This window comes from Sphingomonas sp. P3_C5, assembly GCF_056402635.1.
Genome location: NZ_JBFUHA010000002.1, coordinates 308523 through 331337, shown reverse-complemented (window position 1 = coordinate 331337; position 22815 = coordinate 308523). Strand labels below are relative to the sequence as shown.

Annotated in this window: 26 protein-coding genes; 7 read left to right on the top strand and 19 right to left on the bottom strand. The window is 64.6% G+C overall.

Going from position 1 to position 22815, the window contains the following annotated elements; genetic code table 11:
• Nucleotides 1–5: 5 nt before the first annotated feature.
• Nucleotides 6–767 carry an ethanolamine ammonia-lyase subunit EutC gene (gene eutC / locus AC1DVS_RS07800; protein ID WP_478021821.1) on the bottom strand — a complete coding sequence of 254 codons (762 nt, stop codon included), beginning with the start codon at nt 765–767 and terminating at the stop codon, nt 6–8.
• Nucleotides 760–2154 (bottom strand): ethanolamine ammonia-lyase subunit EutB, encoded by a 1395-nt coding sequence (locus AC1DVS_RS07795; protein ID WP_478021819.1) that lies wholly within the window; start codon nt 2152–2154, stop codon nt 760–762. Before AC1DVS_RS07795 ends, eutC begins: the two co-directional genes overlap by 8 nt.
• Nucleotides 2155–2452: 298 nt before the next feature.
• Here AC1DVS_RS07795 and AC1DVS_RS07790 point away from each other — a divergent pair, with 298 nt between their 5' ends.
• Nucleotides 2453–2920, top strand: coding sequence for a hypothetical protein (locus AC1DVS_RS07790; RefSeq protein WP_478021817.1), 468 nt, complete (start codon nt 2453–2455; stop codon nt 2918–2920).
• A gap of 227 nt (nt 2921–3147) precedes the next feature.
• Here AC1DVS_RS07790 and AC1DVS_RS07785 read toward each other — a convergent pair whose 3' ends face one another.
• From AC1DVS_RS07785 to AC1DVS_RS07775, 3 genes are all read right to left on the bottom strand, one after another.
• Nucleotides 3148–3540 carry a hypothetical protein gene (locus AC1DVS_RS07785; protein WP_478021816.1) on the bottom strand — a complete coding sequence of 131 codons (393 nt, stop codon included), beginning with the start codon at nt 3538–3540 and terminating at the stop codon, nt 3148–3150.
• A gap of 145 nt (nt 3541–3685) precedes the next feature.
• Entirely contained in the window at nt 3686–4000 is a 315-nt protein-coding gene (locus AC1DVS_RS07780; RefSeq protein WP_478022109.1) for a YdeI/OmpD-associated family protein, read from the bottom strand.
• 38 nt (nt 4001–4038) lie between these two features.
• Nucleotides 4039–4419, bottom strand: coding sequence for a hypothetical protein (locus tag AC1DVS_RS07775; RefSeq protein ID WP_478021814.1), 381 nt, complete (start codon nt 4417–4419; stop codon nt 4039–4041).
• Nucleotides 4420–4566: 147 nt separating this feature from the next.
• On the opposite strand from AC1DVS_RS07775, the gene AC1DVS_RS07770 reads away from it, so the two are divergent.
• The gene (locus AC1DVS_RS07770) at nt 4567–4980 is read left to right on the top strand and encodes a DUF6326 family protein (protein ID WP_478021812.1); all 414 of its coding nucleotides are present in this window, start codon (nt 4567–4569) and stop codon (nt 4978–4980) included.
• Complete coding sequence (locus AC1DVS_RS07765; RefSeq protein ID WP_478021810.1) at nt 4973–5701, top strand: DUF4386 domain-containing protein; 729 nt, start codon at nt 4973–4975, stop codon at nt 5699–5701. Before AC1DVS_RS07770 ends, AC1DVS_RS07765 begins: the two co-directional genes overlap by 8 nt.
• A 6-nt stretch (nt 5702–5707) precedes the next feature.
• Here AC1DVS_RS07765 and AC1DVS_RS07760 read toward each other — a convergent pair whose 3' ends face one another.
• Together AC1DVS_RS07760 and AC1DVS_RS07755 are read right to left on the bottom strand one after the other, a co-directional pair.
• A complete protein-coding gene (locus tag AC1DVS_RS07760; protein ID WP_478021808.1) occupies nt 5708–6193 on the bottom strand; it encodes a hypothetical protein in 486 nt (161 codons plus the stop codon).
• A gap of 368 nt (nt 6194–6561) precedes the next feature.
• Nucleotides 6562–7527 (bottom strand): glutaminase, encoded by a 966-nt coding sequence (locus AC1DVS_RS07755; protein ID WP_478021807.1) that lies wholly within the window; start codon nt 7525–7527, stop codon nt 6562–6564.
• A 115-nt stretch (nt 7528–7642) separates the two neighbouring features.
• On the opposite strand from AC1DVS_RS07755, the gene AC1DVS_RS07750 reads away from it, so the two are divergent.
• Nucleotides 7643–7825: a DUF4169 family protein gene (locus AC1DVS_RS07750; protein WP_478021805.1), complete on the top strand. Its 183-nt coding sequence runs from the start codon at nt 7643–7645 to the stop codon at nt 7823–7825.
• 105 nt (nt 7826–7930) lie between these two features.
• A complete protein-coding gene (locus AC1DVS_RS07745) occupies nt 7931–8074 on the top strand; it encodes a hypothetical protein (protein ID WP_478021803.1) in 144 nt (47 codons plus the stop codon).
• Between the two features lie 40 nt (nt 8075–8114).
• On the opposite strand, the gene AC1DVS_RS07740 is transcribed toward AC1DVS_RS07745, so the two are convergent.
• The 9 genes from AC1DVS_RS07740 to AC1DVS_RS07700 form a co-directional block, all read right to left on the bottom strand.
• Nucleotides 8115–9284: a VWA domain-containing protein gene (locus tag AC1DVS_RS07740; RefSeq protein WP_478021802.1), complete on the bottom strand. Its 1170-nt coding sequence runs from the start codon at nt 9282–9284 to the stop codon at nt 8115–8117.
• Nucleotides 9281–11506, bottom strand: coding sequence for a DUF5682 family protein (locus AC1DVS_RS07735; RefSeq protein WP_478021801.1), 2226 nt, complete (start codon nt 11504–11506; stop codon nt 9281–9283). The genes AC1DVS_RS07740 and AC1DVS_RS07735 overlap by 4 nt, the downstream gene beginning before the upstream one ends.
• A gap of 244 nt (nt 11507–11750) precedes the next feature.
• The gene (locus tag AC1DVS_RS07730) at nt 11751–12830 is read right to left on the bottom strand and encodes an ATP-binding protein (RefSeq protein WP_478021799.1); all 1080 of its coding nucleotides are present in this window, start codon (nt 12828–12830) and stop codon (nt 11751–11753) included.
• Nucleotides 12827–14260 carry a DUF5691 domain-containing protein gene (locus AC1DVS_RS07725; protein WP_478021798.1) on the bottom strand — a complete coding sequence of 478 codons (1434 nt, stop codon included), beginning with the start codon at nt 14258–14260 and terminating at the stop codon, nt 12827–12829. Before AC1DVS_RS07725 ends, AC1DVS_RS07730 begins: the two co-directional genes overlap by 4 nt.
• On the bottom strand, nt 14253–15632 hold the full coding sequence (locus AC1DVS_RS07720; RefSeq protein ID WP_478021796.1) for an SWIM zinc finger family protein: 1380 nt from the start codon (nt 15630–15632) through the stop codon (nt 14253–14255). The genes AC1DVS_RS07725 and AC1DVS_RS07720 overlap by 8 nt, the downstream gene beginning before the upstream one ends.
• Before the next feature lie 100 nt (nt 15633–15732).
• Nucleotides 15733–16437 carry a response regulator transcription factor gene (locus AC1DVS_RS07715; RefSeq protein WP_478021794.1) on the bottom strand — a complete coding sequence of 235 codons (705 nt, stop codon included), beginning with the start codon at nt 16435–16437 and terminating at the stop codon, nt 15733–15735.
• 177 nt (nt 16438–16614) lie between these two features.
• Nucleotides 16615–17985 (bottom strand): surface lipoprotein assembly modifier, encoded by a 1371-nt coding sequence (locus AC1DVS_RS07710; RefSeq protein ID WP_478021792.1) that lies wholly within the window; start codon nt 17983–17985, stop codon nt 16615–16617.
• Complete coding sequence (locus AC1DVS_RS07705; RefSeq protein ID WP_478021790.1) at nt 17972–19612, bottom strand: transferrin-binding protein-like solute binding protein; 1641 nt, start codon at nt 19610–19612, stop codon at nt 17972–17974. Before AC1DVS_RS07705 ends, AC1DVS_RS07710 begins: the two co-directional genes overlap by 14 nt.
• Before the next feature lie 307 nt (nt 19613–19919).
• Nucleotides 19920–20585, bottom strand: a complete 666-nt coding sequence (locus AC1DVS_RS07700; protein WP_478021789.1) for a PilZ domain-containing protein — start codon at nt 20583–20585, stop codon at nt 19920–19922.
• Nucleotides 20586–20854: 269 nt separating this feature from the next.
• Here AC1DVS_RS07700 and AC1DVS_RS07695 point away from each other — a divergent pair, with 269 nt between their 5' ends.
• Complete coding sequence (locus tag AC1DVS_RS07695) at nt 20855–21061, top strand: DUF6771 family protein (protein WP_478021788.1); 207 nt, start codon at nt 20855–20857, stop codon at nt 21059–21061.
• Nucleotides 21062–21110: 49 nt separating this feature from the next.
• On the opposite strand, the gene AC1DVS_RS07690 is transcribed toward AC1DVS_RS07695, so the two are convergent.
• Complete coding sequence (locus tag AC1DVS_RS07690; protein WP_478021786.1) at nt 21111–21497, bottom strand: hypothetical protein; 387 nt, start codon at nt 21495–21497, stop codon at nt 21111–21113.
• A 96-nt stretch (nt 21498–21593) separates the two neighbouring features.
• On the bottom strand, nt 21594–21749 hold the full coding sequence (locus AC1DVS_RS07685; protein ID WP_478021785.1) for a hypothetical protein: 156 nt from the start codon (nt 21747–21749) through the stop codon (nt 21594–21596).
• Nucleotides 21750–21930: 181 nt separating this feature from the next.
• On the opposite strand from AC1DVS_RS07685, the gene AC1DVS_RS07680 reads away from it, so the two are divergent.
• Complete coding sequence (locus AC1DVS_RS07680) at nt 21931–22083, top strand: hypothetical protein (protein WP_478021784.1); 153 nt, start codon at nt 21931–21933, stop codon at nt 22081–22083.
• A 60-nt stretch (nt 22084–22143) separates the two neighbouring features.
• Here AC1DVS_RS07680 and AC1DVS_RS07675 read toward each other — a convergent pair whose 3' ends face one another.
• Nucleotides 22144–22761, bottom strand: a complete 618-nt coding sequence (locus tag AC1DVS_RS07675; RefSeq protein WP_478021782.1) for a hypothetical protein — start codon at nt 22759–22761, stop codon at nt 22144–22146.
• Between the last annotated feature and the right edge of the window lie 54 nt (nt 22762–22815).

Genomic DNA, 22815 nt, shown 5'->3' with positions numbered 1-22815 from the left:
CAGCATCAAGTCAAACGGCGTTCCCCTGGATCCGAACCTGACACCTCGCTCTCGTCCTTCAACGCCACTCCCGTCAGCCGCCGCGACCGCGCCTCCGTCATCAGCCATGCAATGCCATCGGCGGCTCGCGCATAGCTGAGGCCGTGCGGCGGGCGGATGTTGGAGATGCAGTTGCGCTCGCTGTCGAGCCGGCCGGGTCGCGGTTGCCAGGTGAGATAGGCGCCGAGGCTGTCGGGCGCGCTGAGGCCGGGGCGTTCGCCGATCAGCATGACGACGAGATCGACGCCGAGCAGCGCGCCGATCTCGTCGCCGAGCGCTACGCGGGCATGGCGGGCGAGGATCACCGGTGCGATCCGCCAGCCGGTGAGACGGTCGAACAGGGCCCGCAGCAAGGGCGGGGCGTGCGCCTGCACCGCAGTGGCCGAGAGACCGTCGCCGACGATGAAGGCGATCTCGTCGCCGGCCGCATTCAGCTTGCCAGCGTCGGCCTCGGCGAGGCGGCGGCCGAGATCCGGGCGCTGGAGATAGGCGGCATGGTCCGGCGCACGGCTCCAGACCTCGATCACCTCGCGTCCGCCGATCGCTGCGCCGAACCCGGCGGTATCCAGCGCCGCACCGACCGCATCGCGTGCCCTTGCATGGGCCAGCTGGAAATCGAGCAATGCGGCGGTCGGCACCGCCTGCCCTGCCCGGCCGAGCGCGATCCGCGCCTGAGTCACTGCCCGCAGCCGGGCGGCGAAATCCAGACGGATCGGCGGCTCAGCCATTCAGGAAGGCCAGCGCCGGGATCGCCTCATGCGAGAGCCGCGCCTGATCGCGAATGCGGCCATCGATGCCAAGCAGGCCGACGCGCTCCATCCAGGCCTCGAATTCAGGCGCCGGCCTCAGCCCAAGCACGTCGCGCAGATAGAGTGCGTCATGGAAGCTGGTCGACTGATAGTTGAGCATGATGTCGTCGGCGCCCGGCACGCCCATCACAAAGGTGACGCCGGCCACGCCGAGCATGGTCAGGATCGTGTCCATATCGTCCTGATCGGCCTCGGCATGGTTGGTGTAGCAGATGTCGAGCCCCATCGGCAGGCCAAGCAATTTGCCGCAGAAATGGTCCTCGAGCGCGGCGCGGAGGATCTGCTTGCCGTCATAAAGATATTCCGGGCCGATAAAGCCAACGACGGAGTTGACCAGCAACGGCCGGAAGGCGCGCGCGACCGCATAGGCGCGGCATTCCATGGTCTGCTGGTCGACGCCGTGATGCGCGCCGGCCGAAAGCGCCGAGCCCTGGCCGGTCTCGAAATACATCACATTATCGCCGGTGGTGCCGCGGCCGAGCGCGAGCGTCGCGGCATGCGCCTCGCGGAGCAGCGCGAGATCGACGCCGAAGCCGCGATTGGCCGCCTCACTGCCGGCGATCGATTGGAAGGTCAGGTCCACCGGCGCGCCGCGCTCGATCAGTTCCATGGTGTTGGTGATATGGGTGAGGACGCAGCTTTGGGTCGGGATTGCCCAGCCCTGGCGGATCTCGTCGACCAGCGACAGCAGCGACGCGGCCGAGGCGATGTTGTCGCCGGCCGGGTTGATGCCGATCACCGCATCGCCCGAGCCGAGCAGCAGCCCGTCGAGGATCGACGCGGCGATGCCTGCGGGGTCGTCGGTCGGGTGGTTGGGCTGGAGGCGGGTCGAGAAGCGGCCCGGCAGGCCGATCGTGTCGCGGAATGCCGTGACGACGTGAATTTTTCGCGCGACCGCGACGAGATCCTGGTTGCGCATCAGCTTGGAGACGGCGGCGGCCATTTCGGGGGTGATGCCGGGAGCGAGCGCGGCGATGGCGGGGCCGTCGGTGGCGTTGTCGAGCAGATACTCGCGGAAAGCGCCGACCGTCAGATGGGAGATCGGGGCGAAGGCCGCGGCATCATGAGTGTCGATGATGAGACGTGATACCTCGTCCGCTTCGTAGGGCATGACGAGCTCATTCAGGAAGGTCGACAGTGGCAGATCGGCCAGCAGATAGCGCGCGGCGACACGCTGCTCGGCGCTAGTGGCCGCGATACCAGCGAGAACATCACCCGACCGCAGCGGCGTCGCGGCTGCAAGCAGCGCGCGGAGATCCCCGAAGCGGTGGCGGGTGCCGGTCCAATCCGTATGGTAGCTTGGCAACAGCGCCTCCCCTGCTGGGACAGGGCGAGCGTAGCGGATGAGGCGGATGGATCAAAGGTCGCTGGGCCCGCCCACGCGCTTCGCGCGCATATGGAGTCTGGCCACAACCATTGGCCGAAAGAGGCGCGCCTGCTGCTCGATATTATCCCCGGCGAACTGCCCTGACAAGAATGGCGCATCCTAAGCGGATATACGGGCTAAATTATTTGCAGGTATCCAAGAATACTTAGCTTATTTGAAAGGTTCAATAATATATGAGCCAAAGTGTCACCCAACCAATGCGGAATGGTTCTGGCTAATGAATTCACGTGATATAACCTCTGTCTTGTCAGTAATCATGATATCGGCGTGCAGCACTTCTCCAAGCACCAAGCAGTTTGTTTCTAATTGCCCGAAAGAGCACGAGGAAACATTTATGGGGCAAAAGTTGTGCACGGGCGGCGACCCTGCGGCACTTGCGGCAATGCCGGCATGGGCTAAAGTTCCAGCTGACGTTAAAGTTGAGTCCACCAACGTAATTTTGACCAAAGGCGCGGAAGGTTTTGGATATACGGCTTCGTTTGAGGGGCCTATCGCTTCAATTGAGGCAAAGTATATTCAGCAGTTAAAAGATTTCCCTGAGATGAATCCGCGACACGCCGATGGCGGACAAATATTTCTTGCACGTAAAAATGGCGACTTAGCGGGCTCGTACCTGACCCTGACACCGCAAAAAACTACATCAGGTCAAGGTCATGTTGAAATACGCGCATACTATAAACCATAAATATGTCCTGTTATTTTCATCCGCGAATTCACTGGCGCCCGCAGCTAGGTCCGCTCATGCCCGCCAGCGGTGAAGTAGCGGCTTGTCCGATTCTGCCGAAATACATAAAGTCTGCAGTCCGTTTCGCGGCCGGTTCGTTAGCCCCGGGTCCGACGATCGCCGCTTACCCCGCGGACCGCGAAAAGTAACGGTTGCGATCGACGCGCCAACGCCCACCAACAACGCTTTCAGCAGGGGGCGCCCAACCGCACCTCTTGTTCACCATAGGCGGCGATGGGCACCATGAACGCGTCGCGCTTTGAGTCGAACGCGAACCGCGAATAGGAGATCGTCGGTATCAGCTCGGTGTATCCGCGCTGCGGGTCGCCCGTGGCCAGTCCGGGAAGATCGAAGGCCGGGGTTATTTCGACATATTTTCGCGCCAGATCGTGCCATCCGCCAATCCTGAATGCCTTCACCTGGCCCTTGGGCTGGATGAAACCTTGCTTCCCGACAATTGTGAACAGGGGCGTGCCGTCATCAAACCTGTAGCAGCCATCGCGGACTGGCGCGGGCAGCAGCCCGCAGCCTGTTGCCGAGAACGCCAACAGAAGCGGGAGGAGGATGCTGCACTTGTTCACGGATCGGTTTCGCCCGCTGTCAGGTCATTTAAAGTGAGGTTTGCACGCCACCCCGATCTTCCGCAACTGGATCGGTTTCAGAGTAGGAGCTTCTTCGCTCAATTCCGATCGGCTTTCAGGCTGGCTGGTCGCCGCGCAGCTCGGCTTATGGCCGACCCTTTCCCTTCTGATCGATCAGAACCGCCTGTTGCCATCGGCTCGGCGCCTTGTCGGTGCGGTGGATGCAACCTACCCAGCAGCAGGGCCGCTTCTTTCCCTCCAGCAGTTCCTCACAAGTCCGCTCAATGCGGCGCTGGCGCGTTGCTGGTTGTTTCGCGTCATCGACCCAGCAGATGAATTCATTCCGGCCGAGCGGCGTCAGGCTTTCCCACAGCGCAAGGATTTCGGGATCGGACCGAATGGCTGCCTGCAGGTCGGCGCCTGCTTCGTGGACAGTGCCATGGGGGAAAGCGTTTGCCATGAGACCTCCCAACCCTTCCTGCCCGTCGGTTGAGCTCATCAACTCGGCTCCCAGATTTCACCCTCATCCGCGCTGACATCGAAAAATCCAACGCCGTGTTTAACGGCAAGGCCTCGCATGGCTTTATAGGCTCCCTCGGCCTGCGACCACGCGAACGCCGCATATATGACCGACTGGCCGATACTATAGTCAGTCAGCTTCGGATTATCGAAATCATCGTCGCTTATGCCGGGCCCGTTCATGTTGGGAAATTCGATCGTCATCTCGTCATACCAGGCTCGCAATCTCGCGCTGGTAACCGACGGATCATTATAGCCGTGCGGCTCAGTCCATTGGGTCTGATCATTGTACCAGGTCATGAATTCCGCGCGGTCTCTCGGTGCTGATCCCGGCTCGAAAACCATCAAGTCGTAGCTCATCGACGATATCCTCCGCCGCTCGATCTGGTCGATCCCGTTGCACCGATATCAACTCGTGACGGGCTTTCGCAATGGTACTTCGTGCGAGCGTTGTTGCACCTCCCGACTAACTGTGTTATCTGGATAACACACATAAGGGGGCGAAAAGTGCCACTGGAAGACTATCGGCCACCAACCAAGGTGAAGCTGGCGGCGCTGTGGGCGTCCACCATGTTCTGCTACGCTTATGGCGACTATTTCGGCCTCTACGTCCCGGGCACGCTCGCCGACATGAACCGGGGCGAGATGGGTCCGCTCGGGCACGCAACGCCGGGCGTATTGATCGGCGTGTCGCTGATGATGGCGGTGCCGAGCCTGATGGTGGCGCTGTCGCTCCTGCTGCCGGCTCGCGCGTGCAAATGGGCCTGTATGATCCTCGGGATCGCCTATAGCGGGATCATGGCCATCAGCCTGCCGGGCTCTCAACCTTTCTACAAAACGCTCGGTGCGATCGAGATCGCGCTGACGCTGACGATCGCCATCATCGCCTTTCGCTGGCCGCGCGCGGCCGGCCATGATTGACCAGGCACCGCCCATTCAAACCCCACGGGCACCGGTCGCGCGCCTCGCCGGCGCACTCTATCTTGGCACGATTATCGGCGGCCTGTTCGCAGAACTGGTCTCGCGCGGCTCGCTGATCGTCCGCGACGACGCCGCAGCCACCGCGGCATCGATCCTCGCCAATCAGGCGCTGTTCCGCGCCGGTCTGGTCGGCGATCTGGTCATGCTTGCCTGTTATGTCGGCGTGACGGCGCTGTTCCATGACATGTTCGCGCCGGTGTCGCGCCGGGTCTCGCTGACGGCGGCGGCGTTCAGCATGATCGGCATCGCTGTCCTCGCCGTCGACAGCTATTTCCTGCTAGCCACCCTGCGGCTGCTGGCTGCGCCAGCCTATCTGGCGGCGGCGTTTGATGCGCCGCAGCGGGAGGCACTGGCCCTCTTGTCGCTCAAGCTGCACGGCGACGGCTATGACCTCAGCCTCGTCTTCTTCGGCGTCTATTGCCTGATGCTCGGCTGGCTGGTGTGGCGGAGCGGCTTCGTGCCCAAAGCGATTGGCGCGCTGATGGCGCTGGCGGGCGTCTGCTATCTCATCAACAGCCTGGCGGATCTGGCCGCGCCGGCCTTCGCGAATACCCTGTCACCACATCTGATGGACCCAACGCTGATTGGCGAGGCGGCGCTTGCGGTCTGGCTGCTGGCGTTCGGCAGCAGTGGGTTTCGGGGTCGCCGCCTGGCTCGGTGAATGTCGTCAGCGGTTTTCCGTGCAATTGTAGCGCACCGGATAAGAGCGTTTGTCGGGCTGATCGTGAAAATACTGAAACGCTTCGGAGCTGTTCCCGTCGAGCTTTCCGTCGCGATTCAGGGTCGCGATACGCAGGTCATTTCCCCTGAAGTCGGCATGCTCGACGGTAAGAAAAAGCCCGCGAACCGAGCCGGCCTTGTCCAGGAAAACGGCGCCCGATACTCTTCCGCCGTTCCGTTCTCCACCGGATGCCACGCCGTCGAACTCAGCCATGCCCTTGTCATTTGAGCCATTTCCGATGTGCCCCTCGATCTGACCGACCAAGCCTCTGTGCGGCGCAGGATTCGTGGCGGGCAGCGACTGCGCGAAGCGGCATTTCAAATGGACTTGCGGCTTGCTCCAGAAGAGCAGGAAGACCAGGCCGATGGCGGCTGTGAGAAGCAATGCATTTACCGCGATCCTTAAGAACCGGGAATTCGATGCGACTGCCATCTTGCGAGGATTGCATCCTTTCACTGCGTTCGCAATGACGCCGGCCTCGATTCAACATGTCCACGGACGATGGCAGGGTGCGATCGGGCGGAGCATCATCCCTGAGGCGCCGCTCCGCTCTTTCTCAGTTTGAATCTTATGGACGATCAGCGCTGACTGTTAAGTCGGGAAACAGCCAGCATGCTGGCTGTTTTGCTGGCTGTTAGCTGGCTGTTAGCTGGCTGTTATTCAATAACAGCCAGCATGGTCTCAAGCCATTGAACCAAAGCGGAAAATTACGGCTCCAAATCCAACATAACAGCCAGCAAAAAAACTTTGCTCCGGAACAGCCAGTAACAGCCAGCTCGACCCGCTTTTGTTGGCGGCAATCAGCCCTTGCTCTCAGTCCCCACAACCGGCTCGAACACCGACCATCCGGTGCGGTGCACCAGTCGCTCGAGCGCCAGCGCGCCGAGCTGGGAATTGCCCCGCGCGTTCAGCCCTGGCGACCACACGGCTATCGACGCGCGGCCGGGCGCGATCGCGAGGATGCCGCCGCCGACGCCCGATTTGCCCGGCAGCCCGACCCGAAAGGCGAATTCGCCCGAGCCGTCATAATGGCCGCAGGTCATCATCAGCGCGTTGATGCGGCGGGCGCGCTGCGGCGAGATGACTGAGTGGCCGGTCCCAGGATTGATGCCGCCGGCCATCAGATAGCGACCGGCAAGCGCGAGCTGGCGGCAGCTCATCGCCACCGCGCACTGGTTGAAATAGACGCCCAATGTGCGCTCCGCCGGATGCCGGATATTGCCGAAGGCGCGCATGTAATTGGCCAGCGCGACGTTGCGGAATCCGGTCTCCTGCTCCGCGGCCGCAACGGCACCGTCGATGAAGATGCCCTCCTCGCCCACCAGCGAGCGGGTGAAGCGGAGGATCTCGCCGATCGCCTCTTTCGGCTCATGGTTTCCGAGCAGGATATCGGCGATCACGATCGCGCCCGCATTGATGAACGGGTTGCGCGGGATGCCGGCTTCGGTTTCGAGCTGGACGATCGAGTTGAACGCAGTGCCTGAGGGCTCGCGCCCTACCCGCTCCCATAGTCTGTCGCCGACCGCGCCCAGCGCCAGCGTCAGGCTGAAGACCTTGGAGATGCTCTGGATCGAGAAGGGTTCCTCGGCGTCACCGGCCATGTGGCAGGTGCCGTCCGCCTCGACCACCGCAATGCCGAACTTCGCCGGATCGATCGTCGCCAGCGCCGGGATATAGTTGGCGACCACACCACGATCCGCAGCGTCCGCCATTTCTTCGGCGATCTCGGCAACGATGGCTTTGAGCGGGGTTTCGGGCGGGGGCATAATGGCTTTTAGCGAGCCGCGCGCGCGTGACCAGCGGTGGATTTTGCAGGGCCGCGGCTTGCCCTTGCCGCGCGCATGCGGAATGTGGCGCGGGTAGCGTCAGGGAGCAGGATCAATGGCCGACATCATCAACCTGCGTCAGGCCCGCAAGGCACGGGCGCGGATAGACGCTGAAGCCAGGGCCGCCGCCAATCGGGTACGCTTCGGCCGCACCGCGCAGGAAAAACAGGCCAGCGAGGCTGAAGCCCGGCGCGCCGACAAGCTTCTGGACGGGATTAAGCGCGAAGGCGATGATTGACCGATTTCCCTACGCGGCCAAGTTTTTGAACGGTTTGGCGAAATTTCCCCCAAAACGGCGGAACGATTGATCTCGATCAAGGTTGATAACCTCGCAAGGGGTGACATGCCGAAATCCAAGAAACCCGATCCGCTCGCCGAAATCGAGAAGGCGCAGGAGCAGCTCCGCGAGAATATCGAGGAGAGCAAGTTGCTGGTCGAGCAAACCCAGCGGCTATTGGAGAAGGTGAAGGAACAGGCTTCGAACTGACCTACAGCCTTACGGACTATGCTGCGCGGGGCGTCCGCACCTAGCCGTCCGAGCGCACCAGCTTGATGTCGCGGTCCGCTGCCCAGGCATGGACGTCCTCGCGGCGGAGCGCAGTGGCCATCAGCTCGGGGAACTGATCGGGCGTGCAGGCGAATACCGGCACGCCCAAGGCGGCGACCCTGGCTGAGAGCTGCGGATCATAGGACGGCCTGCCGCTGTCGGTGAGGGCGAGCAGGACGATGACATTGACGCCCATCACCACCAACCGGGCGATCCGGTCGACCAGGGCGGCTGCGTCGCCGCCTTCGTACATGTCCGAGATCAGCACCAAATGCGCCTTTGACGGCCGCTCGATCCGGCCTTCGCAATAGGCAATGGCGCGGTTGATGTCGGTGCCGCCGCCGAGCTGGATGCCGAACAGCACCTCGACCGGATCGGCGAGATCTTCAGTCAGGTCGACCACGGCGGTGTCGAAGCAGACCAGCTTGGTCGCCACCACCGGCAGCGACGCCATCACCGCGGCGAAGATCGAGGCATAGACCACCGAGGTCGCCATCGACCCTGATTGATCGACGCACAGCACGACCTCATCGAGATCGACGATGCGGCGCTGGTGGCGCTTGAAGCCGATCAGCCGCTCCGGAACCACGGTGCGGTGCGCGGCCTGGTAATGGCGCAGATTGGCGTGGATCGTGCGCGGCCAGTCGATATCGGCGAAGCGCGGGCGGCTGGTGCGCTTCGAGCGATCGAGCGCGCCGCGAATGGCATCCGCTGTGCGGCGCTCGAGCTTTTCCATCAGCGCTGCGACGACCTTGCCGATCACCATGCGCGCGGTCTCACGCGTCTTTTCCGGCATCACGCCGCGCAGGGAGACGAGATCGGCAACGAGGTTCACATCAGCCTCGACGGTCGCGAGGAATTCGGGCTCGAGCAGCATCTGGCGCAGGCCCTTGCGCTCGAACGCGTCCTTCTGGATCACCTGGACGATCGCCGCGGGGAAGAAATCGCGGATGTCGCCGAGCCATTTGGCGACACGCGGCGCCGAGCCGCCAAGGCCGCCGCGACCCTTTTTCTGTTCGTCCTCGCCATCGCCGTAAAGCGCGGTCAGCGCAGCCGACATGCGGCGATCGCTCTCCGACAGCGCCTCATCGGCGTCGTCCACGCCAAGCGCGAGCGTCCAGCGCCGGACGCGGTCGTCAGCCTCGCTCATCGCGGCGCTCCCTTGTCGAGCAGATCGAGGATGCGCGCCTCGTGGTGCGGCCAGATCGTCGCCGCATTCTCGATCAGCCGGTAGCCGCTTCCGCCCGCTCGTCGGCGCTCGAACACCGCATCCATCAACCGGCGCCGCTCATTGCGATCGAGCACCGCGAAGACGCGGCGGAACAGGGGCAGGCTGGCGGTGAAGCTTTCCTCGTCCAGCGCGATCAGCCACGCATCGACCGCGCCCCGCAGCGGCGCGTCATGGATCAGCCGCTGGCCCGCGCCGGCGAAGAAGCCCTCGAAGAAACCCGCCGCCTCAGCGACCGGCGTTCCAGGCGAGAGCATGCGCGAGAGCAGGTCGGCTGCCTCGCCCGCCGCGAGCAGATCCGCCTCATAGAGCAGCCGCGCCGCGACGCCGGCGATCAGCCGGGTCGCCTGGTCATCGCTGAGCAGGCGCTGCAGGGCGTGGTGCCATTGTCCGCCAGTCTCGGCGCCAAGCTCGGCGAGGCGGATCGCGCCGTCAGCGGCGAGCATCGCGCTTTGCAGCGCTGCGCTTGCATCGGCATCGAGATTGCGGGCGGCATAGGGCAGCGCGAGCGCGGCCTGGACGACGATGCGCGGCATCAACAGCACGAGATGCTCGGCCGCCCCTGCCCGCGCCTCGCCATAGCGCAGCGAATCCGCCATTGGCGGAAGGGCGGTCAGCAGCGACTGGCAATCGCTGGTCAGCGCGGCCTTTTCCTCGAGCGCGGCAATGCCGTAATCGCTGGCCTTGCCGAGATCGGCGACCATCGCGGTCCGCAGCAATTCGGCCAGCTTGCCGAGATCGGGCTCGGCGCGCATCGCCTCGATCGTACGGCCGCCCGCCGCCTCGGCGATGGTTGAGCCGTGCACCAGATTCTCGACGAGCCGCACCGCATATTCGGGCTGCCAGCAGAGCTGCCAATTCTCGCGGAAGGTGCCGCGGCTGCGGCCGGCATCGGCCAGCCTGCCCCAGGGCACGTCGAGCGCGTTGAGGCGGTGGAGCAGGACCGAGCGGGCAAGGCCGCTTTCGCTGCGCAGATCGAGCGTCAGGGCGCGTTCGAGCGCCTCGGGCTTGAGCCGCGTCGCCTTTTGCTGGCGCTGCAGGTCTTCGAGCAGCGGCGCGAGCGGCGTCGATGCCGGGATCGACCCGACATCCGAGCCGATCAGCAGCTCTGCGGCGATATCGTCCCAGACGGCGCGCTCGCCAAAGCAGAGGCAGGAGATCGCCGCCTCGCGCAATTCCTCGAACCCCGGTGCGGGACGGTCGCGCAACGCCGCCAGCGCGGTGCCGAGCCGCTGCGCCTCGATCACCGAGGCGGTCGAGACGAAATGACCGCGCTCGCGCAGGGTGCGGGCGATATGCGCGAGCCACACCACGTCACGGTCGGCCTGGTCGCGCGTCGCCCAGAGATGGGCGCACCAGCCAGGCGCCACCACGCCGGCGCCATAGCCGCTGCCGCGCGCGAGGCGCGGCGTGGTCCAGGGCGCCCAGGTGGCCTTGATCTTCGCCTTGCCGCGACCCTTGAGCAGGTCGCGATCGGCACCGAGGCTGGACTTCGCGGCAAGCGCCGGCACGTGCCAGGCGCCGCACACCACCGCGACCGGGCCGTCACTCTCCTTCGCCGCCCGCGCGATCTCGATCCGCATATGCGCCTCGCGCGCCGCTTCGCGCGTGGTGAGCGTTGAAGTCTCGGCCCTGAGAGCCGTCATTGCGTCAGCGACGGCGGCGAAGATCGGGCCCGACGAGGGATTCTCCTCGATCACATCGGACCACCAGGATTCGCCATCGTCATAGCCCGCGGCGGTGGCGAGCGCGCCGATCGGGTCGCGGGCGATCGGGTCCTCGATCTCGGCGGCTTCGGGGCCCTCATCGTCATCATGCGAGCCGGCGAGGCGATCCGATGCGGGCAGATCGATGAAGCGCAACTCGGCGCCGTGCCGCACCGCCCAGATCGCCGCCTGATATTCCGGCGAATATTCGGCAAAGGGGAAGAAGGTCGCGTGGGCCGGATCGTCCTCGGCATAGGTGAGCAGCGCGACCGGCAGCAGCATATCGGGATCGGCCAGCATCGGCAGCAACGCGGACGCGTCGCTCGGACCCTCGATCAGCACCACCGCCGGCGCGAGCTCGTCGAGCGCGGCGACGAGCCGACGTGCTGAGCCCGGGCCGTGGTGGCGGATGCCGAACAGGGAGATTTGGGCCGCCACGATCAGTACAACTTCAAGCCCCTCCCCTTCAGGGGAGGGGTAAGGGGTGGGGCAGCGGTGAGCGGGGCTCGATGCCCCGATCGACGCTTCGGCGCTTGGCGAGGCGGGTCTTTTTGTGCGTGCAGACGCACGCCCCCACCCCCTACCCCGCACCGGGTGAAGAGCGCCCCGCGCTCTTCAGGCCATGCCGGGGGCATGGCCGACCCGGCGCGCCTGAAGGGGAGGGGCTGTTTCCGCCCCATCATCAGATCAGGTCCGTCAACGAGGCATAATAGCCCTCGAAACCGCGCCGCTTCTTCAGCACGGTTTCGAGATATTCGCCGAGCACCGCGCGGTCCTGCACCGGATCCTTGACCACCGCGCCGATCATGTTGCTGGCGAGCGTCTCGGGAGTCAGCGTGCCGCCATTGAAGAAGGTCGCCTGGCTGATGCCGCCGACCATCACCGCGATCGCCTCGGCCGTCGAGAGCCCGCCCGACGGCGATTTCAGCGCCACCTTGCCGTCCTCGGTCGATCCCGAGCGCAGCTCGCGGAAGATCGCCACCACCCTCGCCACTTCCTCGGCGACATTCTTCGGCGCCGGCAGGTCGAGGCTCTGCGCCATCTCACCGACGCGTTTGACGATGATCGAGATCTCTTCAGCCGCGCTGTCCGGCAACGGCAGGACGACCACGTTGAAGCGCCGCTTCAGTGCCGACGACATCTCGTTCACGCCCTTGTCGCGATTGTTCGCGGTGGCGATGATGTTGAAGCCGCGCGACGCATAGACAGCGCTGTTGAGCTCCGGGATCGGCATCATCTTTTCCGAGAGCACCGTGATCAGCGTGTCCTGCACATCGCTGCCCATCCGGGTCAGCTCCTCGAAGCGGCAGAGCTTGCCGATCTCCATCGCCCGCATCAGCGGCGTCGCGACCAGAGCCTCGCGGCTTGGACCATGCGCAAGCAGCTGGGCATAGTTCCAGCCATAGCGGATCTGGTTCTCGTCGGTGCCCGCCGTGCACTGGATCACTAGCGTCGAATCCCCGGTGATCGCGGCGGCGAGATGCTCGGATACCCAGGATTTGGCGGTCCCGGGCACGCCGAGCAACAGGAGCGCACGATCGGTCGCGAGCGTCGAAACGGCGGTTTCGATGAGCCTTTTGTCGCCGACATATTTAGGCGAAATGACCGTGCCGTCGGCCGCCTTGCCGCCCATCAGATAGGTCACGACGCGGCGCGGCGAGAGCGCCCAGCCGCGCGGCCGATCGTCGCTGTCGCCGGCGATGAGCGCCTTCAGCTCGCCGGAATGGCTTTCCTCGGCGGGCATCCGCAATTTGTCGCTCATTCTGTTCCCCTATTTTCAAGCGCGGCGTTGAACCGCAACATATCGAGGCGTGGATCGGCGGCCAGCATGCCGCCGGCCGCCAGCCGGTCGAGCGCCGCCGAAGCAGCGCCGCGCGAGGCGACCAGCCCGAGCGCCTGGAGTTCGGCGAGCTGGTCGGGCCGCCGCGCGCCGTCTTCGCTGGTCTGGAGCGCCGCGACGAGGGTGCGCCCCGCGGCAAGATCGATTGCCCTGTCGATCCCGCATCCACCGCCGGCAATCGCCAGCGCCATCTGGAAAGTGCCGCCGTTCGCCCCGAGCACGCGCTCGGCAAGCGCGGTGCACTGGGCCGGGGTCAGGCGGGGTTGCAGTGCGAGCATGTGCTGGACGTTGACCGTGTCGCCCGAACCTAGCATTTCGTACAAAAGCGTGATCACGGATTCCGGGGCCGATCGCTCGGCCATTGCGATCAGCTCCTGGTCATTGCCGGCATCGTTGCGCCAGGACCAGGATGATACGAGATCGTCGGGCGAGAGCTTGAGCGCCGCGGCGAACGCAGTGATGTCGGTCTCCGCCATCAGCGCGCGGCGGCGCCCGGTCTGCGCGGCGGTCTTTAGCGGCAACGGCGCCACGACCTGGGCCCGCCGCAACAGGCCCTTGGCCTTGACCTCGAAAAAGCCAGCCAGCTCCACGGCATCCTCGCCAACCGCTGAGCCGTATCCAAGCCGACCGAGCAAGGACGTGGCGAGCGCCTTGACCCGGGGCGCGCGATCGCCCGCGAGGCTTTCGAGGAATGGGCGGTCCGCATCCGACAGCCCGTTCGCCAGAAGCGCGAGCAGGCGCACGCGCGCATCGGCATTCTGGTCCGCGAACTTCGCTTCGAGCACCGCCAGCGCCGCGGCAGGATCGCGGCGCCGCAATTCAGCCAGCGCGACGCCGCGCGCGGCGGGCCAGTAATCCTCCCAATTTTCCGCGGTAAGGCCATGGGCGGGCTTTCCCGTCACCGCCTGTAGCGAGGCCGCCGCCTCAGCCCAGTCGCGCCACGGCGCGTAGACGTCGGGCAGGTCGTCATCGCCGGGGGCCGGCATCCAGTCGCCTGGGTGGAGCGTCCAGCCGCGGCGCGCGACGAACTGGATCAGGTCGCGGCGCTGCCGACCCTCCCGCATCGCCTGCAGGATACGGCGCGCAAGCGGCCGCAGGGGCTGGGTGAGTGACGGCATCGCAAGCGTGGGGAGGTCGGGAAGCGCGCGCAAAGCGTCCGCTGGTTCAGCCTGCACCAGCACGCTGAGATACTGGCCMGACAACGCCAGCAAACGCAGTTCGGCCTCGACAGGCTCCGCGCCGATCACGGCGTTCCAGGGAGCCGGAGCGAGAGGCGCGGCGGCGCCACCCATCGTCCAGCGCGTCAACACCGGCTCAATCGTGTCGAAGATATCTTGCACCGGCTCAGTCATCGCCGGCGATCCGCCCCCAGGGGGTTTGCGCTGCGAGGATCTCGAGCCGGCTGCCTGACCAGATGGCGGCGGTTCGAGTCAGATCGGTGCCTCGGAACAGTCCCTCTGCCTGGCCGGCAAGCGGGAGCGCGACGTCGCCCTGGTGGGCGCGCCACCAGGGCTGGCCGGCACCGTCCATCGCGAGGCGCCCGGGAGGGAGCAGGATCGGCATGTCGAGCGCCCAAGGCTCGGCCAGTAGCGGACCGGCCAGTACCTCCTCAAGCGCATCTTCGGTCGCGGGCCAGCCAAGCGCCGGCAGATCCGCGATTGGCGCGCGGTTTATCAGGACCGCCCGGAGCGGTGCGCGGGCCGGATAGAAGAGCAACTCACCGGCAAACTGCTCGCCGGGCGTGAAGACCGATCCGCGGCGCCCTGCGCTGGCCGGGAAATAATCGAGCAGCATCGCGAAACGTGGCCCGTTCTCGCCGAGGTTGAGTAACCAGGTGGTCTGCGAGACAAGACCGTCACGGCGCGTCCGGACCTGTTCTGCAAGAACCTCCCAGTTCGCCGTCAGCCGCAACGCGGCTGGGTCGTTCATCACCGCCTCGCGGGATTCGGACGAGGCGACTGCGCGGCGGATATCGGCATCGCGCGGCGCGGCACGAAAGGCACGCGCCAGCAGCACCAGCTTGCCGAGCTCCATGACCGCCCCGTGCACGCGAGCCGCAGCCGGCAAAGCCAGCAAGCGCGCGGGCAGTTCGTCGACCCGTCCGGCCAGCGTTGCAGCCTTCCCGTCAACGAGCCTTGCGCCGATCCGGCGGCACCGTGCCGTCGCATCGTCGATAAAGGCGGAGAGGCCCTGGCGGAGCTGGTCGCCGACCCATTGTTCAAGCGCATCGAGCGCGTCCAACACAGCACGCTCGGTGTCTTCGGCGCGCTTCACCGCGGCGGCCTCGCGGCGGGCGGCTGCCTTTGGGTCCTCAGGCGCCTCCGGCTCGATCTCCTGCGCCGCGCGCAGGTCCTTGGCAACGGTCGGGGCCGCCGCCTTCGCCGCAACGCCGGTGCGCCGCCGGCCGAGCCAGTCAGTCACCCAGTCGGGCGTGTCGGCGGGCGCGAAGGGAAGGATTGCTTCCGCATTCAGCCACAACAGCGCGAGGACATGCTTGCACGGGAATTTGCGCGACGGGCAGGTGCATTTATTGCCGAGATCACGCAGGTCCGCCATCACGCGGTACGGATTGGCTCCAGATCCGGCGCATTCACCCCAGATCAGCGCCCCGTCCCGGCTTGCGGCAACCCCGGACCATTTACCCGGTTTGGCGAGGCCTGCAGCCGCCTTGAGGGACGGTTGATCGGTGGCAAGTCGTTCGATTGCCTGAAGATCGATCTTCACTATCCGCCGCCACCCCGAAGCATCTTGTACAGAGCGATACGCGGCGAGGATGAAATCTCAAAGTCGCAATGCGCAAATTACGCCCTGTCCCGCTGCAGTGTCAGGCCAGCGTTGATTTTCCGTAATCGCCGCGGCTCTCGGGCTGCCATGCCGGCAGATGGCCGGCCTCAAGCCACTCCTGCTCATCGCTGTCGCCAAGCTCCCAGCGCGCGGCGAAAACGACCCGAACGCTTTCAGCCAGGCTGCGCACGCCAAGCTTCTTCATCATGTTCGCGCGGTAGATTTCCACTGTGCGCGGGCTGATGCTCAGATCATGGGCGATCACCTTGTTGGCCTGCCCCTCGAAGAGGCGCCTGAGCACGTCGCGCTCGCGGCCGGAGAGATGCTCGATCTTCACGCGCGCCTCATTCTCGGCCACCGCCGCCGCCTGGCTGGTCGCAAGGCGGGTGAATGCTGTCTCGACCATCGCGAGCAACACATCCTCACTATAGGGCTTCGGAACCAGATCGACCGCGCCCGTCTTCATCGCGCGCACCACGAGCGGCACGGTGGTCGCGCCCGTCAGCAGCACGGGCACAATCCGGTCGTCGCCCCGGGCGCGGAGCGCATCGAGCACCGCCATGCCGCTCATATCCGGCATTTCGAGCTCGAGCAGCAGAACGCCCGGGTCGAGCGTGTCAATCACGGAGAGAAAGGAAGCACCGGTACTGAAGGTGCGAACGATCATGTCCGGGCGATTACCGAGAAGCCAGGTGACCGAAGTCCGGATTTCGGGATCCTGATCGAGCAAATACACAAAGCGCATGGTTACACTCCACCGCAGCCCATCTCGGGACTCGCAGCAACCTCGCGGCCACTCAAAAGTTCGGGAAAGTCTGGTTAACGGGAGATTAACATAGCTTAGTGTGAATCCCACGCATTTCAGGTCTTTTACGTACGAGATGCCATTTCGGTACGATCCCTTGCGGGTGTCGCTCCCTGCTTAGAACCCACGCGTAATCCCGAAATCAGCAGACAAGCGTCGATAGTCGTAGATCCCGACGGTCGATACATTACGCTCCCAGCCCACCCGCACCAGCGGCGCGAAACCCCACAGGGTCAGTTGGCGCAGCGTTGCGCTCCCCGAAACCTGGTAAAGCCATTCGCGACGGCGATCCGGGAAAAGGAACAGTCGTGCGTCGCCGTCCAGGCGGTGCAGCCCCGCCGAAGCGAAGACGGTCATCTTGCCCATCTCGCGCCAGCCGAAGATGGCGGCTCCCTCGGACATCGTTGCATAGCCTCGATCCCGCGCGGTCTGCCGGGTTGCCGAGGCACTCATCCCGATACCGCTCCGGGCGCTCGTGGCGTGCTCGATCGTCATGCCGAGATCGAACAGCCCGCCGTCCTGCAGCGTATTCAACGAATAGCGCGACCGGCTCGCACTGGCGCTGATGGTGATCTGGGTACGACGGCTGGCGGCGTGGAGCCAGTCGATCGCCAACGCCTGGGTGCTCGCATAAGGCTTGCCGCCATACCAGCGCCAGGTGGGGCCGATCGATGGGGTGACGCGATCCCGCTTGCCCTGCCATTCGAGCCCGATCAGCGCTGAGCCGGAGACGTCGTTGAATTCGCCCGCGCGGTAGAAATTGCCCCGGGCGGAGAGTCTCGGCAGTACAGCCAGCCTGGAGCTCAGTGGAATGCGCGCATAGCCCTGGCCGGCGAGCTTGATGCCGACGCCTGACTGAGCGCGCGCGTCGTCCGAGAGCGTCAGCGGGGCGATGATGGTGTCGAGGGTCCGCGCATTGGTGGCGCGGTTGACGTTGCTGTCAGGCGCGAACGCAGCCTCGAACGACCCGCCGATCCTGCGGGTGGAACGGAGCGCGTTGGCGAACTGATCGACGACCAGCGCCACGTCGGGCGGCAGGCCGGCCGCCTGTGCCTGCCGCAACGACCGGCGGGCGGCACGTTCATCGCCCATCGCCGCCAGCACCCGCGCGAGTTCGAGCCGAACCCGCGCCGCGCCCGGCTTCTCATCGAGCAGCGCGCGAAAGGCGACCGCCGCCTCGGCATAATGCTTGCCGTCCGCGAGCAGCATCCCCTTGCGGAACCGCGCTTCAGCGCGGACCTCGGCGTCGGGATCATGGGCTAGCGCGTCGTACAGCGTCAGTGCCTCGGCGGTTCGGCCAGCCGCCTTCGCTTGCTCGGCCGCGGCAAAAACATCCGTTGCCGACAAGCCAGTGCGGGTTTCCTGCGCCAAGGCGTGAGTCCCTGTTAGCGCCACGCACAGTGCCGCCGTTACGACGCCGCCGCACAGTCGGCGGACATTGCCAATCAGGAACTTTCGCACGACCTTTGGGTCGTCAGCGTTTGGCAACAGTCACGCCGGAGACCTGCACAGAGTTCGCGGCACCCGGCGTGCCGGTCGAAAGCGCGAATGTTGCGCCGATCTCCTCCCCATCGGGGCCGTAGAAATGCGGTTGGATATAATTAGCGGAGTTGGCGGCGATTCCGTTGAACCCAGCCTGCAACATCTGCCCATATCCCATCGTGGCGCCGAACGTCCAGGTGCCAAGCGACGCGGGAGCGCCACCAGCCTGGGTGCCATTCAGCACCAGCGATCCTGTGTAGCGCGAGGCGCTGAAATCGACATCGAAGCGAGAGGTGCCGCCGACATCGTAAAGATGGCCGTCCGCACTGGCGCCCGATGCATAGACTACCCCGTCATAGCGCCCGGTACCGGTCCGCTGCGCAAGCTGGTTGCGCGGCGTTTCCAGTCCGTAGAGGAAAAAGGTGCGGCTGGTGATGGTCTGGCCGCCACCGGGCACGGCGCCATGTACGCTCGAACTCCACGTGCCGAAGCTCGCATAGGTGAGCGCGAGCTGGGTATTGGCGCTGCCCGGACGATAGAGCTCGACGGTCACCGGCTGGCCATCGATGGTCTTGCTGTAGGTCGTGAAGTTCGCTCGCCCCGCCACCTGGTCGGCCGTGGCCAACGTCGTGCTACCGAAAGGGAAATCGAGCAACGGCCCGCCCGGCTGGATCGTCACCAACCCGCTACCATTAGACGACTTGATATCAGCATAGCCCGTGGCGCCGTCGTTCTGCGTCGCGACCGTACCAGCCACCGACGACGTCACGCGCTGGGAGGTGATGATGTTGGTCAGTGCCAGGTTCGCAGCCGGCTGGCTCGCGTCGCGCTGGCCCGTCATCGAACCCGTCAGCGCATTGCCTTGCGCATCATGCGCACTGAAACTTGCCCCGATCTCATCCGCGGCGGGACCGTAGAACTTGCCGGAGATGATACCGCCCAGTGCTACCGTTCGGTCATCATAGAAGATGTTGCCAGAAAAGCCGTTGCCGCTGGAAAGATGCCCGCCTCCGGTAAGCTCAAGCGATCCGGCGGTGCCGCCGCCGTTGATGAAATCATACTCGTCGACAAAAGCTGTGGTGGAGAACAGTCCGGACAGGAAATCGACATTGAACGAGCCCGATCCCTGAATGGTGAGCGGCCGCGCCGCCGGGATCGTCAGGAGACCGAAAATATCGGTCTTCCAAGCCACGGATCCCGTGCGTGGAACCGCCGTGGCAGGCGTATCGAATCCATAAGTGAAGGTGTCGAACAACGTGGTCTGGGTTCCGGAACCGCCTGTGTTGCGCTGCCAGAAGCCGAGACCGACAAAGCGGTTGCTCGTCGGGCCCGTGTAAGGCGTCGTCACCAAAGTCAGATAGTCGCGCGTCGTACCGTCAGTCTTGCTGTAGCGCGTTTCGCCGGGATAGGGATCGGTTTGCACGTCAGCGGGCGCGAAAACCTGGCTGCGCCCCTGTGTCGTCACCGTATAGCTGTGCGCCGCGGCATTATACTGGACCTGCATCGTGGATGGCGCAGTGCTGCCAGAGGTAACCGTGCTGCTCGCCGTGTTGAAGACGACGTTTGTCGAAGCACTGTCGCCTGTGAAGCTCTGATCGACATGGAGATCGTTGATTGCAGTGTTTGTCGGCACAGGAGTGGGAGTGGGAGTGGGAGTGGGAGTGGGAGTGGGAGTGGGAGTGGGCGTCGAACTGACACCACCGCCACCTCCCCCGCTGCAGCCACCAAGCACCACCAGACAGGCCGCCGCCGGCAACCAATATTTTTTCCGCATTTATGTGCAAGCCCCTGATTTACAAGCCTGCATTAGCACGGCGACTGCCCTGTGCATATGCCGAAAGAAGGAGATTTGAAGGATTTTGAGGCGCACGTCGTTGTAAACCGGGGTGCGCCAGGAGGGCGACCGCACCGGGCAGCTTTCCGGTGTCATTACTCAGCGGCTATTCAGCCTGAGCCATGGGAAGCCATTGTGCCAGCAGGTCGAACGACACCGGCGTATAGAATGCCACACCGGCAAAACCGTCCCGATTCCAGCGCACCTGACCGATGATCGGCGGCAGACCGTTGACGAGAAGGGTCAGCTTGAGTCCGGGTTCGAGCGGGTCGGCGCAGTGGATTTTCGCACCGGCCTGCGAGATGTTGCTGAGCGTGATCGCGCGGTGCGTCGCGCCAAGTCGAATTGTCGCGGGGATATCGAGCTCGATCCGCGGCGAGCGGGGTTCCGGCGCGGGCGGCGACAGATCGCGCAGGCCGAACACAGTTGCGATATCGACGCGATCGGCGAATTGCGCGCCGGCCACATTGTCGCGTTGCCAGATGATGCTGGCGCGGACAACCGCCCCGGACGTGAACTCGAAGGTGGCCGCTCCGCCGATATCCAGGCTCGAATAGACATGCGCCGTCAGGCCGCCGGGCGAGATGTTGCGGACGAGACAGAGCGATTCCCCCGACATCGTCCGCAGCTTCGCGACGAGATGGGCGATCGGCTGACGCGAATCCTGACGACGGTCCTGATCCGCGACGGTGTCGCCCTCTGGCAAATCGCAGCGCTCGCCTTCGGCATTCCCGGACATCACCAGACTCCCTGCGATGATCTGCGATCTCAACGGGCCCCTCCCGTCAAAATGCCACCAAAATCTCTACGCGACACATTGGGCGTGCCGGGGTTACGAAGACGTCAATGATGTCCCCGCAGTGGCTGCAACGAAAGCGCTGAATTGAAGCGGGAATGTCGACCTGGATTACGGATCAATCCGACTGACTCGCACCAGAGGCGTCGGCTTGTCCCGAACGGCCGCGCGGCCGCACCGCAAGGCGCCGAACCGGCAAGACATGCCCCTTCCATTATGTTCCCTTTTCGTTCTAAACTGCATGCATGCCCCGATTCGCTCCAGACCCCGCCCGCATCTCCACCGCCAAGGCCGCGATCGCTGAATCGCCGGGGTGGGTGAGGGTCGGCCTGACTTTCGGCAATCAGCGATTGCGCGAGGAGGCGCTCGAGGCGCTGGCGGTCACGGTGGTGGAGCGACTGGAAAATCCGCCACCGGCTTATGATGCGGATCAACTGCCGTTGGAGCTTTAAACGCGAGCCTTGCGATGATCAGCGCGTCTGAGCAGCGAAAAGGACAGGATCAGTCCCGCCCGCGCTCCAAGCGTTTCTTCATCTCCTCGATCCCCACCCGCTCGACCGCCTCGCTGCGATTGGCGGCGGCGACGATGCTCGATACGTGGCCGATCATCTGACCGATCAGATCGAAGCTCTGGAGCGTGACGGCGTGGCGCTGCAGCATCTCCGGATCGTTCGCGAGATTGTTGCCGACGCTGTCGAGCAGCCGGCGAATATAATCGAGCTCCTCGGACAGACGAACCTCGAGCTCGTCCCCCGTCTTGGCGAGCGGCACTGTGCTCTCGGGCCGCGGCTTGAAGAGGAGATCATAAACGCCGTCCCGTCGCGCCTGCGACTGGATCTGGTCGATCTGCTTCTGGTTTCTGATGCGGTCTTCGTTTGTTGCGGTCATCGAGATCTGCCCGGCGCCGGATGCGCTCCCCGGGAGAATGGTAGCGACTCATCTCTTTTAGACCGGTTAACGCCGCAAATGCCCGACAGGCCTTGATTATTTGGGTTCAGTGAACCGTTTCACCTTCACCGGCAGATCCTTTCCCTTTGTTCGCCGCGACGGAATCTGGACCGGATTCTTCTTCTTCCACGCGGCAAAGGTCATAGGGCCGTCAGGGGTGTCGATCATCAGATCGTCAGTCGAATCGGTCATCAGTGACTGGCTCCCGGGACATGCCGAACAGGGGTTGCGACTGGTTATACGCTGCCTCTCCACTCCAGCTTTCCCAGTGGAGAATAAAAACAGCCAATTCGGCGCAAACTCCGCCCTCTACTCCCAGAACGCATGCGCGGGCGCAACGTTCCGTTAACGCTCACGCCGTATACAGCCATTTATGTTCAAAGCATTGCTCTTTGCCACCATGTTTCTTGTGATGGGCGATTTGGCGATCGACCATGGCGAGCAAACCAAGCGCGTCGTTCAGATGGGCGCTCGCGCCGGGCATACCGTCGCAGAGTGGGGCGAGGGCTCGATCTTCAGGAAATAAGCGCCGGGCAGCGGCCCGCACGCACCCTGCCGCGGTTTGCGGCAACACATCTCCGCATCGTCATCCACGTCTGGCGCGATATTGCGACGGATCGAGCCATGCCGGCGCTGCCCGCGCCAAAACTGGCTCGGCAAAGGTGCAGGCGAGCGCATCGGCATCATCGGGCGAGGCAAGGCCCCTGCCCTTCATGTCCTTTTTCTCCTCGAGCCGCAGCGCCCGATCGGCATCGAAGCAATATCCGGGGCCGGCAAGATCATCCTCGAGCCCCTGATGATCCGGGATGCAGCCGCCCTCCAGCCATCGGCGCATATTGATCCACATCTCGGCGCGCTTGTTGGCGGCGGAAATACACGCGCCACCCTCTCCCTGCGCCTCGCGGACCCGCTTGCTGTCGAACCAGACCTCGAACACATTCTCCACGCCGAGTTGCCGCAGCCGATCGACCACCGCAGCGCCGATATTGCCGGCATCGACGAAGACCGCATCCGGCTTCCACCGCGCCGCCGCCAGCGCGATATCATGCGCGAGCATCATCGGTTCGCGCCGCTGCCAGCGCTGCCAGGGGCGCGAGCGCGCATCGCGGCCGCAGCGGATGGCGAGCGCCGAATGATCCTCATCGAGCCGCGCGCAATCTACCCCGAAGACCACTGGGTCCCTGCTGAGTTCACGACCGGGCATGCGGGAGCGGGCCGCTGTGACGCTCGCGCGGTCGATGAACTGCGTAGCGGAGGC

Excerpts from the sequence above, each read along its gene's own strand:
- eutC (WP_478021821.1), bottom strand. The coding sequence starts at position 767 with ATGGCTGAGCCGCCGATCCGTCTGGATTTCGCCGCCCGGCTGCGGGCA.
- AC1DVS_RS07790 (WP_478021817.1), top strand. The coding sequence starts at position 2,453 with ATGAATTCACGTGATATAACCTCTGTCTTGTCAGTAATCATGATATCG.
- AC1DVS_RS07780 (WP_478022109.1), bottom strand. The coding sequence starts at position 4,000 with ATGGCAAACGCTTTCCCCCATGGCACTGTCCACGAAGCAGGCGCCGAC.
- AC1DVS_RS07775 (WP_478021814.1), bottom strand. The coding sequence starts at position 4,419 with ATGAGCTACGACTTGATGGTTTTCGAGCCGGGATCAGCACCGAGAGAC.
- AC1DVS_RS07765 (WP_478021810.1), top strand. The coding sequence starts at position 4,973 with ATGATTGACCAGGCACCGCCCATTCAAACCCCACGGGCACCGGTCGCG.
- AC1DVS_RS07760 (WP_478021808.1), bottom strand. The coding sequence starts at position 6,193 with ATGGCAGTCGCATCGAATTCCCGGTTCTTAAGGATCGCGGTAAATGCA.
- AC1DVS_RS07755 (WP_478021807.1), bottom strand. The coding sequence starts at position 7,527 with ATGCCCCCGCCCGAAACCCCGCTCAAAGCCATCGTTGCCGAGATCGCC.
- AC1DVS_RS07750 (WP_478021805.1), top strand. The coding sequence starts at position 7,643 with ATGGCCGACATCATCAACCTGCGTCAGGCCCGCAAGGCACGGGCGCGG.
- AC1DVS_RS07745 (WP_478021803.1), top strand. The coding sequence starts at position 7,931 with ATGCCGAAATCCAAGAAACCCGATCCGCTCGCCGAAATCGAGAAGGCG.
- AC1DVS_RS07740 (WP_478021802.1), bottom strand. The coding sequence starts at position 9,284 with ATGAGCGAGGCTGACGACCGCGTCCGGCGCTGGACGCTCGCGCTTGGC.
- AC1DVS_RS07730 (WP_478021799.1), bottom strand. The coding sequence starts at position 12,830 with ATGAGCGACAAATTGCGGATGCCCGCCGAGGAAAGCCATTCCGGCGAG.
- AC1DVS_RS07715 (WP_478021794.1), bottom strand. The coding sequence starts at position 16,437 with ATGCGCTTTGTGTATTTGCTCGATCAGGATCCCGAAATCCGGACTTCG.
- AC1DVS_RS07695 (WP_478021788.1), top strand. The coding sequence starts at position 20,855 with ATGCCCCGATTCGCTCCAGACCCCGCCCGCATCTCCACCGCCAAGGCC.
- AC1DVS_RS07690 (WP_478021786.1), bottom strand. The coding sequence starts at position 21,497 with ATGACCGCAACAAACGAAGACCGCATCAGAAACCAGAAGCAGATCGAC.
- AC1DVS_RS07685 (WP_478021785.1), bottom strand. The coding sequence starts at position 21,749 with ATGACCGATTCGACTGACGATCTGATGATCGACACCCCTGACGGCCCT.
- AC1DVS_RS07680 (WP_478021784.1), top strand. The coding sequence starts at position 21,931 with ATGTTCAAAGCATTGCTCTTTGCCACCATGTTTCTTGTGATGGGCGAT.
- AC1DVS_RS07675 (WP_478021782.1), bottom strand. The coding sequence starts at position 22,761 with ATGCCCGGTCGTGAACTCAGCAGGGACCCAGTGGTCTTCGGGGTAGAT.